10 protein-coding genes and 1 pseudogene are annotated in these 14229 nt (G+C 69.9%); 5 read left to right on the top strand and 6 right to left on the bottom strand.

Going from position 1 to position 14229, the window contains the following annotated elements; genetic code table 11:
* Window positions 1–152 precede the first annotated feature (152 nt).
* Window positions 153–996: pseudogene (locus ACFYYT_RS14560) on the top strand (IS5 family transposase).
* A gap of 14 nt (window positions 997–1010) precedes the next feature.
* On the opposite strand, the gene ACFYYT_RS14555 reads toward ACFYYT_RS14560, so the two are convergent.
* The 4 genes from ACFYYT_RS14555 to ACFYYT_RS14540 form a co-directional block, all read right to left on the bottom strand.
* Window positions 1011–1556 (bottom strand): SMI1/KNR4 family protein, encoded by a 546-nt coding sequence (locus ACFYYT_RS14555; RefSeq protein WP_351817779.1) that lies wholly within the window; start codon window positions 1554–1556, stop codon window positions 1011–1013.
* A 227-nt stretch (window positions 1557–1783) separates the two neighbouring features.
* Entirely contained in the window at window positions 1784–2368 is a 585-nt protein-coding gene (locus tag ACFYYT_RS14550; protein ID WP_351817782.1) for a hypothetical protein, read from the bottom strand.
* 147 nt (window positions 2369–2515) lie between these two features.
* Window positions 2516–2803 carry a hypothetical protein gene (locus ACFYYT_RS14545; RefSeq protein WP_351817785.1) on the bottom strand — a complete coding sequence of 96 codons (288 nt, stop codon included), beginning with the start codon at window positions 2801–2803 and terminating at the stop codon, window positions 2516–2518.
* Window positions 2804–2958: 155 nt separating this feature from the next.
* Window positions 2959–4140: a helix-turn-helix transcriptional regulator gene (locus tag ACFYYT_RS14540; RefSeq protein WP_351817788.1), complete on the bottom strand. Its 1182-nt coding sequence runs from the start codon at window positions 4138–4140 to the stop codon at window positions 2959–2961.
* A 275-nt stretch (window positions 4141–4415) separates the two neighbouring features.
* Here ACFYYT_RS14540 and ACFYYT_RS14535 point away from each other — a divergent pair, with 275 nt between their 5' ends.
* A complete protein-coding gene (locus ACFYYT_RS14535) occupies window positions 4416–4550 on the top strand; it encodes a hypothetical protein (RefSeq protein WP_351817791.1) in 135 nt (44 codons plus the stop codon).
* Between the two features lie 190 nt (window positions 4551–4740).
* On the opposite strand, the gene ACFYYT_RS14530 is transcribed toward ACFYYT_RS14535, so the two are convergent.
* Together ACFYYT_RS14530 and ACFYYT_RS14525 are read right to left on the bottom strand one after the other, a co-directional pair.
* Window positions 4741–6270 carry a UDP-N-acetylglucosamine 1-carboxyvinyltransferase gene (locus ACFYYT_RS14530; RefSeq protein ID WP_351817794.1) on the bottom strand — a complete coding sequence of 510 codons (1530 nt, stop codon included), beginning with the start codon at window positions 6268–6270 and terminating at the stop codon, window positions 4741–4743.
* Between the two features lie 168 nt (window positions 6271–6438).
* A complete protein-coding gene (locus tag ACFYYT_RS14525; protein WP_351817796.1) occupies window positions 6439–8184 on the bottom strand; it encodes an amidohydrolase in 1746 nt (581 codons plus the stop codon).
* Between the two features lie 353 nt (window positions 8185–8537).
* Between ACFYYT_RS14525 and ACFYYT_RS14520 the strand changes: the two genes are divergently transcribed.
* The 3 genes from ACFYYT_RS14520 to ngcE all read left to right on the top strand — a co-directional run bounded on the left by ACFYYT_RS14520 (window position 8538) and on the right by ngcE (window position 14207).
* Window positions 8538–9536, top strand: a complete 999-nt coding sequence (locus ACFYYT_RS14520) for a LacI family DNA-binding transcriptional regulator (RefSeq protein ID WP_351817799.1) — start codon at window positions 8538–8540, stop codon at window positions 9534–9536.
* Between the two features lie 221 nt (window positions 9537–9757).
* The gene (gene acnA / locus ACFYYT_RS14515) at window positions 9758–12472 is read left to right on the top strand and encodes an aconitate hydratase AcnA (protein WP_351817802.1); all 2715 of its coding nucleotides are present in this window, start codon (window positions 9758–9760) and stop codon (window positions 12470–12472) included.
* 307 nt (window positions 12473–12779) lie between these two features.
* Window positions 12780–14207, top strand: a complete 1428-nt coding sequence (gene ngcE, locus ACFYYT_RS14510) for an N-acetylglucosamine/diacetylchitobiose ABC transporter substrate-binding protein (RefSeq protein ID WP_385316267.1) — start codon at window positions 12780–12782, stop codon at window positions 14205–14207.
* The last annotated feature ends 22 nt before the right edge of the window (window positions 14208–14229 follow it).

Raw genomic sequence — 14229 nt, 5'->3', positions numbered from 1 at the left:
GGCACGAGGAAGCCCCCGCCGGCCGGCTCAGTGCCGGTGCGGAGGCTTCCCGGGGCCTGTGGTTTCGGGGCTTCGGGCTGTGTCCCGCCCGGGCCCCGGGCGGTCGGCTTCCTAGGCCGTTTCTTACCGATCGTCTGATCGTTGGTTGATGTGTGTCGTTGACTGACGCCCAGTGGCGAGGATTGAGCCGTTGCTGCCGGCCCGGATCCCTCGGCGGAGTGGGCGGTGGCGGGATCACCGGCATGTGATCGACGCGATCGCGTTCAAGTACCGGACCGGGACGCCGTGGATGGACCTGCCCGAGCACTTCGGGTCGTGGGAGGGTGTCCATAACCGGCTGCGGATGTGGGCGGCCGACGGCATTTGGGAGACGGTCTTCACCACCCTGCTGGCTCAGGCCGACGCTGAAGGCGACCTGCACTGGGTCGTCGCGGTCGATTCCACGATCGTGCCTGCTCACCAGCACGCCGCCGGGGCCCGCCAAGAGGGGCCCCGGCTGGCGAGCCGGCCGACCATGCCCTCGGACGCTCCCGCGGCGGCCTGACCACGAAGATCCACCTCGCCGCCGACAGCCGTTGTCGACCTCTGGCCTTCGTCATCACGCCCGGCCAGGCAGGTGACGCGCCCGCATTCGAGCAGGTCATGACCCGGTTGCGGGTGCCACGACGGACCGGCCGTCCCAAAGTCACGCCGGACATGGTCCTGGCCGACAAGGCCTACTCGTCCCGGGCGATTCGCCGCCACGTTCGACGGCGCGGCATCCGGGCCGTCATTCCACAGCCCGCGGGCCAAGCCGCCAACCGCAAACGGCTCGGCCGGTTCGGCGGCCGCCCGCCGGCCTTCGACCGCGAGGCCTACAAGCAGCGGAACACCGTCGAGCGGTGCATCAACAAGCTCAAGCAGTGGCGAGGCCTGGCCACCCGCTGCGACAAGACCGCCACCATCTACCTCGCCGGGCTCCACCTCGCTGCCATTTTCATCTGGTCGGCAAGATGATCCGAGTCTGCGTGCTATTGGTTCCGCCAGTTCACGAAGGACGCCTCGTCCGGTAGGACGATGTTGATCTTCCCTTCTCGAAACGCCGCATCGCTCAGGAGCCGATGAAGGAACTCCGCCATCCCTAGAGGGACCAACCGCATGACGTCGTTGCCCCTTGAGAAGATCAGGACCGGCCATCGTTCCGGGTCGTCGCCCGCGGTCACCCAGGAGTAGATGTCCGCGCCCGAGGTCACGCCCCACGCAACGATGGACTCGGGGTCCACGTCGAAGTCGGTCTCGTCGCGAAGCATCTCCCACGTCTCGCGAGCGACGTCGGTCTCGTCCTGGAGGCCCGGGTCAGTTTGGTAAGGCCACCCCTCGACACGCGGTGTCGGCAGCAGGATGCTGATCGTCTCGCTGATTGCCCCCGCCCCGTACACCTCCATGAAGCGGACGTAGTCCGAGGGGAATCGGGTCCCCCAGACGGCCTCGACCTCGCCCCAGTCGACGCGCTCGTCGACCCCGTCAGTCACCGGCATGAGCTCGGCAAGTGCCGCCACCGCGTCCGTCCCGCGCATGTCTCCCCCTTCGCCCCGCCGCCCACACAGCGCGGTCTGTCGTCTCCGAGGGGCAATCTACGAGGACCGGCTCTACAGCGAACTCCTGGGGTGCAGCCTTCTGAACCCTGCTAGATCCGAAGAAAACGGCCTACATGTCCCAGAACTGTGCTGCATGCGCTCTGAGCTGGACCGAGCACTCCCTCGATCCGGTGGCGAAGGAGTGCAGGACACTCGGCCGTGCGGGGTCAGACGAGTGAGGGCAACAGCCCGCGGGGGAAACGGCCGAGCCAGAACGCTGCGGCGGACGGCTGGTCCTGGTCCTCGGTCGAGCCGTCGTGCAGCAGGTACTCCGTGGGGGCTATGTAGCCGTCGCCGGGTTCGAGGCGGATACGGATGATGCGGATGGGGTAGCCAGCCGCGACGTAGGCCCGGAAGTCGTTGGTGTGGGGGTAGCGGTGCTCGTGGCCGGCGCCTTGGACCGCGCGGCACACGGTCTGGGCGTCCAGGGCGCCGAGGATGATGTACCGGGTTCCGGGCCCCAGGTTGATCGCGAGCCTGCGGCGGCCGGTGTGACGGTCGGAGCAGCGGAGCTTGTCCCAGTTGTCGAGGTGCAGACCGATCAGGCGCCCGTCCTCGTAGTTGTCCGTGGTGGTGACCATGCCCGGTTTGGCCGGGGCCTGCCCCAGGTACACCGCGTCCGGATCGCCCAGGGGCCGGGTCAGGTCTTCGAGGGCCTGGCCCTCCTGGAAGGGGGGCCTGACGATCTCCACCATGATGCTGTCCAGGGGCCTGCGTGGGGCCGAGGCGGTCTTGACCTCAGCAGCGGTCATGCGGCGCCACTGTCCGTCCGGGACCACTGCACCGGACTCGTAGGCGGTCTCGTTCTCGCGGGTGGTCCGGACGGTGCCAACTTCACAGCGGTCGCGCAGCGCGGCCGGGTCGCTGTGGGTGAGGTGCAGGGGCGTGTGGGTCTCCGGTCAGTCGTCGCTGACGTCGATGTCGAGGTCGGCCACCAGGGCCTGGGCGAGGTCGGCCCGCTGGGCGGGCGTGATGCGGATCTTCGACAGGTTGGCGACGCCGCGGATGCTGGAGAGATCGTTGCCCCGGAGATCGGCGTCCCCGTACCGGCCGGCGCCGAATTCGGTCAGCCGCAGCGTGCACTCCGAGAACACCACGTCGGACAGGCCGGGGTCGTACACGCGGGCGCCCTCGTGGAGCCACCCCGGCAGAGACTTGTGGGACGCGGGGCGCGGGGTATTGATCACCCTTCGTTCTCCGGCTGCATCTCGCTGCGGCGCAGGAACCGTTCCCAGCCGCCCGCCGCCCCTATCCGCAAGTCCCGGCTCGGCGCTCCGGGGAGCGGCCCGGGGGTGGCACTACCGGAATCCGCGGAGGGTGCGAGTGCTACGCCCCGTAGCAGTTAGGCGAGGGTGGCGCTGATGATCTTCGCGACCTTGCGGGATCGAGAGGTGGTGGCGTGGCCGGCGCGCTGGGCGATGACGCCGGGGAGCGTTTGGTGGCGCACCCATTCCGGGTGTTCCGTGCAGACCGTCAGCAGGGTGTCCAGGCAGGTGTCGTACTGCTTCGTGTCGCACTGGGCGAGGGCGATGTCGAGCTGGAGGCGGTTCTGCGCGGCCTGGTGCAGAGAGGAGGTGTCGTGCAGGTCCCGGGCGAGCTGGAGGGCTTTCCCGGCCTTCCCGGTGGACACGGCGATGCCAACGGCCTGGGCGGTGACGGCGGCGGGTCCGAACGCGGTTCCGTTGACCATGACATCACGCCCCAGCCGTGCGGCCACGGCGGAACCCTGGGACAGCAGGTCATCGGCGGAGGTGGTGTCGCCCTGGCGGGCGGCGACGACGGCCGCGAAGGTCACGTGCCATCCGTAGGTGGCGAGGAGTACGGGATCCCGGTCGCCGTAGGTCGGTTCGATGCTGGTGTACGAGATACCTGCGGTGTGCTCGGCGTCGTCGAGGCGGGCGTCACGCAGGTAGACCCACGAGCGCCCGGAGGCCACGGAAGCCTCGCGCACCGGGTCTCCGCCCTGCCGGGCCTGGTCGGCGGCGTGGCCGATGGCGGCGTATGCGAGGTCACGGGCACCGAGTTGGTTGGCGACGTAGGCGGAGAGGCGGTATGCGTCGGCGAGGACTCCGCGGGCGGTCATGCGGCGGCCTTCGGGTGCGGCGGTGATGGCCGTTGCAGCGTCTCTGACGCAGGACGTCGCGAACTGGCCGGCGACCCCGATGCGCCCGGCCCGGTAGGCGTCCCACCCTGCTGCGAGATCGGCGGCGAAGTCGACGGGTTCCCTGTCGGTGCCGATCCCGGCTGCGGTGTCGTGGACCGCTCGGGACAGTTCGCGCAGGGTGAGGCGGTCGTCCGCGAGCATGGCCCTCCTGGGGGCCTGCTGACCCACGATCACCGAGACGTCGGCGCCCAGGGCGTGGGCGAGCCGCAGCAGGGTGGGGAGTGAGACCTGCCCCCGGTCCTGTTCGGCTTTGCGGATCGTGGCGATGGACAGACTTGCGTTCTCGGCGAGTTCTTCCTGAGTGACGGCTCCGCGCAGCAGCTTGATCCGCTGGCCGGTGGTGTGCTCGTTCCACTTCATGGCGTCCCCTTCGTCTACTGGGACGGTACCGCCGAGGAGTGGTTGGTGGCGGTCCTTGGCCAAGGGATCCCAGAACATGGAGAGCGCCCGATTCCGTTACGCGGATACCCACTTCCACGTGACCTGATGAACCGTCAAGTGCTCGGGATGAGCAGACATCGCTTGCTGCCGGGCCACGAGGAACCTGACGAGTACGAGACCGCAAAGACCATGTACGAGACGTACGGGGCGCCAGACAGCAGGTACGGATAGTCGGGCTGGAGGGCCATCGGGAAATGTTCGACGCGGCGAACAAGCGGGTCGAGGAGGAGGTGTCGGATCCGATCCTGGTGAAGCTGGGGATCACGTCGGACCAGCAGTCGCAGGTGTACAACCAGATGCTGCGCAAGGCGAAGGAGAAGCACGGCTGACCTGATCCCCGCCAGGAGACGCGAAGGCCCCCACCTGATCCGGATCACTCCGGGGGCGGGGGCTGTCTTGCGCAAGGCGATGGAAAACGCGGGAAGGCGTCGACAGGTGCTGGAAGCTGTTTCCGCAGGTCAGGGGCCTATTTCGAGGGCTTCGAGCGATGCCCTCCTTGATCCCTTTTCGTCTTGATGCCTAGATGTCGCGGAAGATTTCGATCTGCGCTCCGACCGAGTTGAGGCGCTCGGCGAGTTCCTCGTAGCCGCGGTTGATGACGTAGACGTTGCGCAGGACCGAGGTGCCCTCGGCGGCCATCATGGCGAGGAGGACGACCACGGCGGGGCGCAGGGCCGGGGGGCACATCATCTCGGCGGCGCGCCAGCGGGTGGGGCCCTCCACCAGGACGCGGTGCGGGTCCAGGAGCTGGAGGCGGCCGCCGAGGCGGTTGAGGTCCGTCAGGTAGATGGCCCGGTTGTCGTACACCCAGTCGTGGATCAGGGTCTGGCCCTGGGCGACGGCGGCGATGGCCGCGAAGAACGGGACGTTGTCGATGTTCAGCCCGGGGAAGGGCATCGGGTGGATCTTGTCGATCGGCGCCTCCAGCTTGGAGGGGCGGACCGTGAGGTCGACCAGGCGGGTGCGGCCGTTGTCGGCCACGTACTCCGCCGAGCGGTCGTGGTCGAGGCCCATCTCCTCCAGGACCGCGAGCTCGATCTCCATGAACTCGATCGGGACCCGGCGGATCGTCAGCTCCGACTCCGTGACGACGGCGGCGGCCAGCAGGCTCATCGCCTCGACCGGGTCCTCGGAGGGGGAGTAGTCGACGTCGACGTCGATGACGGGGACGCCGTGCACGGTGAGCGTCGTGGTGCCGATGCCCTCGACCTTGACGCCCAGCGCCTCCAGGAAGAAGCACAGGTCCTGGACCATGTAGTTCGACGAGGCGTTGCGGATGACGGAGACGCCGTCGTTGCGGGCCGCGGCCAGCAGGGCGTTCTCGGTGACCGTGTCCCCGCGTTCGGTCAGCACGATCGGGCGGTCGGGGGAGACCCCGGCTTCGATCTGGGCGTGGTAGATGCCCTCGGTCGCGGTGATGTCCAGGCCGAAGCGGCGCAGGGCGATCATGTGCGGCTCGATGGTGCGGGTGCCGAGGTCGCACCCGCCGGCGTAGGGCAGCTTGAAGCTGTCCATCCGGTGCAGCAGCGGCCCGAGGAACATGATGATGCTGCGGGTGCGGCGGGCCGCGTCCGCGTCCATGGCGTCCATGTCGAGGCGGGCCGGCGGGACGATCTCCAGGTCGACGCCCTCGTTGATCCAGCGGGTGCGGACGCCGATGGAGCCCAGGACCTCCAGGAGCCGGTAGACCTCTTCGATGCGCGCCACGCGGCGCAGCACGGTCCGGCCCTTGTTCAGGAGCGAGGCGCACAGCAGGGCCACGCACGCGTTCTTGCTCGTCTTGACGTCGATGGCCCCGGACAGCCGGCGGCCCCCGACGACGCGCAGGTGCATCGGTCCCGCGTAGCCCAGAGAGACGATCTCGCTGTCGAGTGCTTCACCGATTCGGGCGATCATCTCAAGGCTGATGTTTTGATTGCCGCGTTCGATGCGGTTCACCGCGCTCTGGCTGGTGCCGAGTGCGTCGGCGAGCTGACTCTGTGTCCAGCCGCGGTGCTGCCGGGCGTCACGGATGAGCTTGCCGATGCGTACGAGGTAGTCGTCTGCCATGGATGCACCGTATCTCAGATATGAGATGCCTTCTGTTTCTGGTGGGGCAGACGGGTGTTACCGACCGTCAGGTCACCAGATTTTCCGAACATCGCGCCGATTACGGACATCTCACCTCGTAAGCACACCGGCCGCCCGTCAGTGCCGCTCGGTTCCGGCCGCCTCCCGTCAGTGCCCGCAGGCGTGGTGGCGCCCGCCGTGCACCGCCGCGTACGTCGCCGGGCGCGGCCCGGATCCCGCGCGCGCCGCCCGCGCCACGGCGGCCCGGCCCGCCGCCGAATCCGCGTCGTGCACCACGCGTCCGCCGACCAGGGTCATCCGTACGCCCGTCCCGCTGATGTCGGCCACCGGACAGCGGGTCACATCCCGGTCCAGCAGCACCAGGTCCGCCGCCTTGCCCGGCTCCACCGTGCCCGTCAGCCCCTCCTGCCTCAGCTGCCACGCCGTCCCGGCCGTGTGCATCCGCAGCACCGAGGTCCGGCCCAGCCCCTCCAGCTCCCGGTGCAGCGCCCCCGAACCGAAGGCGCCCTGCCGGTCGATCGCGGTCCGCAGCTGGTTCCACACCTGGAGCGCGTCCACCGGCCAGTCCGAGCCGCCGCTCAGCCGGGCCCCGGCGCGCTCCAGGCTGCGCGCCGGGTACATCCACCGGTGCCGCCGCTCACCGATGTACGGGAGCAGGGCCTCCATCGTCCAGGTGTCCTCGGCCGCCCACTGGAGCTGCATGCAGGCCGCCACGCCCAGCTGCGCGAAGCGCCGCAGGTCCGCCGGGTCCACGATCTGAAGGTGGGCCACGGCGTTGCGCGCGTCCCGCCGCCCGTTCACCCGGAGGGCGTACGCGTACCCGTCCAGGGCCGTCCGCACCGCCCGGTCGCCGAGCCCGTGGGCGTGCATCTGCCAGCCGGCCCTGTTGAACGCCGCCGTCAGCCGGCCGTAGTCGGCCGCCGAGGTGTACAGCTCGCCGCGGTTCCCCGTCGGCTTCCCGTTGCCGTCCAGGTACGGCTCCAGCAGCGCGGCCGTCTGCGCCGGGTACTCGATGACCCCGTCCAGGAACACCTTGACCATCCCGAACCGCAGGTCCCGGACCCCCTCGAACTCCCCCCGCAGCCCGCGCGCGTACGCCAGCGCCGCCGCCGGGTCCGTCGTCTGCCCGGCGTCGAGCCGGATCGCCGGCACGATCCGCTGCGGCAGCTTCCCCGCCGCCGACAGGGCCTGGTAGAGCTCCAGCTCGTGCCGTCCGACCAGGGCGTCCATCATCGTCGTGACCCCGGACGCCGCCGCCAGCTCCAGCACCTTCGCGCAGGCCGCGACCAGTTCGGCCCGGGAGGGCTCCGGTACGCGGCGCTTCACCAGATCCTGCGCGTCGTCCTTCAGGACGCCCGACGGCTGCCCGTCTGGCCCCTTCACGATCCGGCCCCCGACCGGGTCCGGGGTGGCCGCCGTGATCCCGGCGACCTCCAGGGCCCGCCGGTTCGCCCAGAGGTTGTGGCCGTCGCCGCCGACCAGCGCCAGGGGTCTACGGGTCTCCAGCGCGTCCAGCATCGAGTGGTGCGGCACGCTCCCCGTCGGCAGCAGCCCGACCGGATTCCAGTCCTCCACCACCAGCCAGCGGTCCGGCTCGGCGCCCGCGCCCCCGGTGTCGGCGAGGAAGCCGGCCAGCAGCTCCATCAGTTCGGGCAGCGTGGTCTCCGCCCCCTCCAGGGAGGGCCGCAGCGAGCGGTCGCCGGCGCCCAGCGGGTGCACGTGCCCGTCGTGGATGCCGCTCATCACGGTGTTCCCGCGGGCGTCGAGGACCTCGGTGTCCCGCCCGACGTGCCGGCGCACCTCCGGCCCGCTCCCGGCCGCGAGGATCTTCCCGTCCCGCCCGACCGCGACCGCCTCCACCGGCGCGCCGCCGGCCGCGGTCCCGGTGAACACCCGGGCGTTGTGGATCACCAGGGCGGCCGAGCCGCGCCCGCCGGAGGACCCGGCGCCCGAAGGGTCGGCCGCGGCCGGCCCGGCCCCCAGCAGACCGGCCGCCCCCGCCGCCCCGACGGCCCCGAGGAGCCCGCGCCGGGAGAAGGGCGGAGCGGAAGCGAACGAGGAACCAGAAGCGGAACCAGAAGCGGAACCGGAACCGGAAGCGGAACCAGAATGCGGTACGGAAGCGGATGCAGAAGAGGTCACGGCCACTCCAAAGGTCGGTGTGGCCAGGACACTGGGTGATTAACCCCTTAACCAGAACCCTCCGCGACCGACGAAATCCGCACCGCCCTCCGTACGATGACCCCGTGCCCGGGCCCGTACCGACCATCGCCGACATCGCGCGCGCCGCCGAGGTCTCCACGGCGACGGTCTCGCACGCCCTGGGCGGCACCGGCCGCGTCGGCGAGTCCACCCGCCGCCGGGTCCGCGAGGTGGCGGCCGCCCTCGGCTACGGCGGCCGGCGCGGCCCCCGCACCCGTACGCTCGGCCTCGCCGTCACCACGTACGCGGGCTCCGCCTGGAACTACGTCGAGGTCGCCTACTTCTCCCGGCTGCTGACCGCCGCCACCGCGGCCGCCCACGCCCGTGGCTACGCCCTCACCGTGCTGCCCGCCGACCGGGGCGCCGAGCCGCTGTGGCACACCCTGGCCGTCGACGGGATGCTGCTGCTCGACAGCCCGGCCGGCGATCCGGTGCTCCGCGCCCTGCGGGCCCGGGGCCTGCCGGTGGTCTTCGACGGCCGCCCCCCGGACCCCCGGCCCGCGGACATATGGGTGGACAACGACCACGAGGCCACCACCCACGCAGTCCTCGACCACCTCGCCGCCTCCGGGGCCCGGCGGATCGCCCTGCATTCGGCGTACGGCCGGGAGTACTACACCGGGGCCGTCACCGAGGCCTACGCCCGCTGGTGCGCCGCGCGCGGGGCGCGGCCGCTCGTGGTCCCGTTCGACCCCGAGGACGCCCCGGGGCACGCCTTCGACCCCATCTTCGCCGCGCCCTCCCGTCCCGACGCCGTGTACTGCGTCTACGATCCGGGCGGCCGCCAGGTGCTGGCCGCCGCCGCGCGGCACGGGCTGCGGGTGCCGGAGGAGCTGCGGCTGGTCTGCGCGAGCGAGGACCCCTCGTACGCGGCGGGAGATCCGCCCGTCAGCACCGTGACCCTGCGGCCGGACGTGATCGGCCGGAGCGCCGTGGCCGCGCTGGTGGGGCTGCTGGAGTCCCCGCAGGACGCGGCGCCGGGGCAGCGGACCGTCCCGGCCGCGCTGACGGTGCGCGCGTCCTCCTCCACCCCCTCGCGGTGAGAGCCCGAGGGGCCGGTGCTGTTGTGGCCCATGCCGCATCACCCAGGGCGCGGCGATGTACTAGAGTTATCTCGACATCGAGATATCTGCCGAAGGCGCACCGCAGCCGCCCCCGCTGGTAAGGGTTACCTAACTTAGCCCTGCCTTAGCGGATTGGCCAGAGGGCGTGGCGGCAGGATTGCGGTAATACGCGCGAAAAATCATGCATGAAGGAGACTGTCGTGTCGGCGAACAGCTTCGACGCCCGCAGCACGCTGCAGGTGGGCGACGAGTCGTACGAGATCTTCCGGCTGGACAAGGTCGAGGGCGCCGCGCGCCTTCCCTACAGCCTGAAGGTCCTTCTGGAGAACCTGCTCCGCACCGAGGACGGCGCGAACATCACCGCCGACCACATCCGGGCGCTCGGTGGCTGGGACTCCCAGGCCCAGCCCAGCCAGGAGATCCAGTTCACGCCGGCCCGCGTGATCATGCAGGACTTCACCGGCGTCCCCTGCGTCGTCGACCTCGCCACCATGCGCGAGGCCGTGAAGGCCCTCGGCGGCGACCCCTCCAAGATCAACCCGCTGGCCCCGGCCGAGCTGGTCATCGACCACTCCGTCATCGCCGACAAGTTCGGCACCAACGACGCGTTCGCCCAGAACGTGGAGCTGGAGTACGGCCGCAACAAGGAGCGCTACCAGTTCCTGCGCTGGGGCCAGACCGCCTTCGACGAGTTCAAGGTCGTCCCCCCGGGCACCGGCATCGTCCACCAGGTCAACATCGAGCACCTGGCCCGTACGGTCATGGTCCGCGGCGGCCAGGCGTACCCCGACACCCTCGTCGGCACCGACTCGCACACCACCATGGTCAACGGCCTGGGCGTGCTGGGCTGGGGCGTCGGCGGCATCGAGGCCGAGGCCGCGATGCTCGGCCAGCCGGTCTCCATGCTGATCCCGCGCGTGGTGGGCTTCAAGCTGACCGGCGAGCTGCCGGCCGGCACCACCGCCACCGACCTCGTGCTGACGATCACCGAGATGCTGCGCAAGCACGGCGTCGTCGGCAAGTTCGTCGAGTTCTACGGTGAGGGCGTCTCCGCCACCTCCCTCGCGAACCGCGCCACCATCGGCAACATGTCGCCGGAGTTCGGTTCCACCGCCGCGATCTTCCCGATCGACGACGAGACCCTGAAGTACCTGCGCCTGACCGGCCGCGACGCCCAGCAGGTCGCGCTCGTCGAGGCGTACGCCAAGGAGCAGGGTCTGTGGCTGGACCCGGCCGCCGAGCCGGACTTCTCCGAGAAGCTGGAGCTCGACCTCTCCACGGTCGTCCCCTCCATCGCCGGCCCCAAGCGCCCGCAGGACCGCATCGTCCTCGCCAACGCCTCGCAGCAGTTCGCGCTGGACGTGCGCAACTACGTCAGCGACGACGAGGAGGCCGGCAAGGAGTCCTTCCCGGCGTCCGACGCCCCGGCGACCTCCAACGGTGTGCCCACCAAGCCCACCCCGGTGACCCTGGCCGACGGCACCTCCTTCGAGATCGACCACGGCGCCGTCACCGTCGCCGCGATCACCTCCTGCACCAACACCTCGAACCCCTACGTCATGGTCGCCGCGGCGCTCGTGGCGAAGAAGGCGTCCGAGAAGGGCCTGACCCGCAAGCCCTGGGTCAAGACCACCCTGGCCCCGGGCTCGAAGGTCGTCACCGACTACTTCGACAAGGCCGGCCTGACCCCGTACCTCGACAAGATGGGCTTCAACCTCGTCGGGTACGGCTGCACCACCTGCATCGGCAACTCCGGTCCGCTGGACGAGGAGATCTCGAAGGCGATCAACGAGGCCGACCTTGCCGTCACCTCGGTGCTCTCGGGCAACCGCAACTTCGAGGGCCGCATCAACCCCGACGTCAAGATGAACTACCTGGCCTCCCCGCCGCTGGTCGTCGCGTACGCCATCGCGGGCTCCATGAAGGTGGACATCACCAAGGACGCCCTGGGCACCGACACCGACGGCAAGCCGGTCTACCTCCAGGACATCTGGCCCTCCGAGGCCGAGGTCAACGACGTCGTGGCGAACGCCATCGGCGAGGACATGTTCAACAAGTCCTACCAGGACGTCTTCGCGGGCGACGCCCAGTGGCAGGCGCTGTCCATCCCCACCGGCAACACCTTCGAGTGGGACCCGCAGTCCACCTACGTGCGCAAGCCCCCTTACTTCGAGGGCATGACGATGGAGACCACCCCGGTCTCCGACATCGCCGGCGCCCGCGTGCTGGCGAAGCTGGGCGACTCGGTCACCACCGACCACATCTCCCCGGCCGGTGCGATCAAGGCCGACACCCCGGCCGGCAAGTACCTCACGGAGCACGGCGTCGAGCGCCGCGACTTCAACTCCTACGGTTCCCGCCGCGGCAACCACGAGGTCATGATCCGCGGCACCTTCGCGAACATCCGCCTGCGGAACCAGATCGCCGAGGGCACCGAGGGCGGCTTCACCCGCGACTTCACCGTCGAGGGCGCTCCGGTCTCCTTCATCTACGACGCCTCCCAGAACTACCAGGCCGCCGGCATCCCGCTGGTCATCCTGGCGGGCAAGGAGTACGGCTCGGGCTCGTCCCGCGACTGGGCCGCCAAGGGCACCGCGCTGCTCGGCGTCAAGGCCGTCATCGCCGAGTCCTACGAGCGCATCCACCGCTCGAACCTGATCGGCATGGGCGTCCTGCCCCTGCAGTTCCCCGAGGGCGCCACCGCGGCCTCCCTGGGCCTCACCGGCGAGGAGACCTTCTCCTTCACCGGTGTGGAGGAGCTGAACAACGGCACCACCCCGCGCACGGTCAAGGTCACCACCGACACCGGCGTGGAGTTCGACGCGGTCGTCCGCATCGACACGCCGGGTGAGGCCGACTACTACCGCAACGGCGGCATCATGCAGTACGTGCTCCGCAACTTGATCCGCGGCTAGTCACCGCCGGGTCGCCCCGCGGCACCAGAGGGCCGTATCCCCGCACAGGGGGTACGGCCCTTTCGCGTACCCGGAGCCGGAGTGAGGTTTCGGAGAGGTCTCAACTCGGAAAAGCTGACGGACATGTCTGTGCATGATCTTGCTCACACGAGCGGAAGTGGACTATACCTGTGCCCGTCCGGCCCACCGAGCTTCGAACGGCACCGGACCGGGGGATGGGCGGGGACCTGCGGTGACGTCCGCATGCACGGCGCTGGCCGTGATTTCCGGCCTCCTTCACACTTCTGACGAAGGCGAGGACATGAGCATGGGATCCACTGGTGAGGGCCTCGGACGTCGCGACCTGATCAAGCGCTCGGCGGCGCTCGGACTGATCGCCGTCCCGACGATGAGCTTCCTGTCCGCCTGCGCCTCCGGCGGGGACGACACCTCCACGAAGGGCCCCGACAAGGGGCTGGTGAGCAAGGAGAACCCTTTCGGCGTCGCCAAGGGCGGCAAGCTGGAGGTGGTCGTCTTCAAGGGCGGCTTCGGGGACGACTACGCGAAGGCCTGGGAAGCGGCGTTCGACAAGAAGTGGGGCACCACCAGCGCCCACCTGGGCACCCAGGAGATCACGGCCAAGCTCCAGCCCCGCTTCAACGGCGGCACCCCCCCGGACGTCGTCGACGACGCGGGCGCCCAGCAGATCAAGCTCGACGTCCTGGCCAAGGGCGGCCAGCTCGCCGACCTCGCGGTGGTCCTCGACGCGCCCTCCCTCGACGACCCGTCGAAGAAGGTCCGCGACACCCTGATCGCCGGCACCGTCGAACAGGGCACCCAGGGCGGCAAGTTCGTCGCCCTGAACTACGTCTACACCGTCTTCGGCTTCTGGTACTCCGGCAAGCTCTTCAAGGACAAGGGCTGGACCGCGCCCAAGACCTGGGACGAGTTCCTGGCCGTCTGCACCAAGGCCAAGGAGGCGGGCATCGGCGGCCTCGCCCACCAGGGCAAGTTCCCGTACTACATCAACGTCGTCATCATGGACCTGATCGCCAAGAAGGGCGGCCTGGAGGCCATGAAGGCGATCGACAACCTGGAGCCCAACGCCTTCGAGGGCAGCGCCGCGGCCCTGGCCGCCGTCGAGGCCGTCTACGAGGTCGTCGAGAAGGGCCTCCTGATGCCGGGCACCAACGGCCTGACCCACACGGAGTCCCAGACCGCCTGGAACCAGTACAAGGCCGCCTTCATCCCCTCCGGCTCCTGGCTGGAGAACGAGCAGCTCAAGCAGACCCCCGAGGACTTCGACATGAAGTTCCTCCCGGTGCCCGTCCTCGCCGACAGCAAGCTCCCCTTCGAGGCCATCAGGGCCGGGGCGGGCGAGCCCTTCATCGTCCCGGAGAAGGCGGGCAACAAGGCCGGCGGCCTGGAGTTCCTGCGCTCGATGCTCTCGCGCGAATGGTCGACCCTCTTCGCGCAGCAGGCCAACTCGCTCACCGTCGTCAAGGACGGCGTGGACCCGGCGGTCAAGCTCCGCCCGGGCACCCAGTCCGCCGTCGAGGCGCTCAAGGGCGCAGGCGACAACACCTTCAACTACCTCTACACCGAGTGGTACAGCGAGATGGGCACGGAGCTCGAGAACGCGTCCAATGAGCTGATGGCCCAGCGGATCCAGCCGAAGGAGTGGATCAAGCGGGCCCAGGCTGCGGTAGACAAGGCGGCCAAGGACCCGAACGCCAAGAACAACCACCGCAGCTGACGCCACGTCCACCGGTCACCCG

The sequence above is a fragment of the Streptomyces sp. NPDC002032 genome (genome assembly GCF_042890765.1).
GTDB lineage: Bacteria > Actinomycetota > Actinomycetes > Streptomycetales > Streptomycetaceae > Streptomyces.
This window is presented reverse-complemented; position numbering and strand designations above follow the sequence as displayed.

What these genes read in the sequence shown, in the direction of transcription:
- ACFYYT_RS14555 (WP_351817779.1), bottom strand. Translation starts at nt 1,556, where the DNA reads ATGCGCGGGACGGACGCGGTGGCGGCACTTGCCGAGCTCATGCCGGTG.
- ACFYYT_RS14550 (WP_351817782.1), bottom strand. Translation starts at nt 2,368, where the DNA reads ATGACCGCTGCTGAGGTCAAGACCGCCTCGGCCCCACGCAGGCCCCTG.
- ACFYYT_RS14540 (WP_351817788.1), bottom strand. Translation starts at nt 4,140, where the DNA reads ATGAAGTGGAACGAGCACACCACCGGCCAGCGGATCAAGCTGCTGCGC.
- ACFYYT_RS14535 (WP_351817791.1), top strand. Translation starts at nt 4,416, where the DNA reads ATGTTCGACGCGGCGAACAAGCGGGTCGAGGAGGAGGTGTCGGATCCG.
- ACFYYT_RS14530 (WP_351817794.1), bottom strand. Translation starts at nt 6,270, where the DNA reads ATGGCAGACGACTACCTCGTACGCATCGGCAAGCTCATCCGTGACGCC.
- ngcE (WP_385316267.1), top strand. Translation starts at nt 12,780, where the DNA reads ATGGGATCCACTGGTGAGGGCCTCGGACGTCGCGACCTGATCAAGCGC.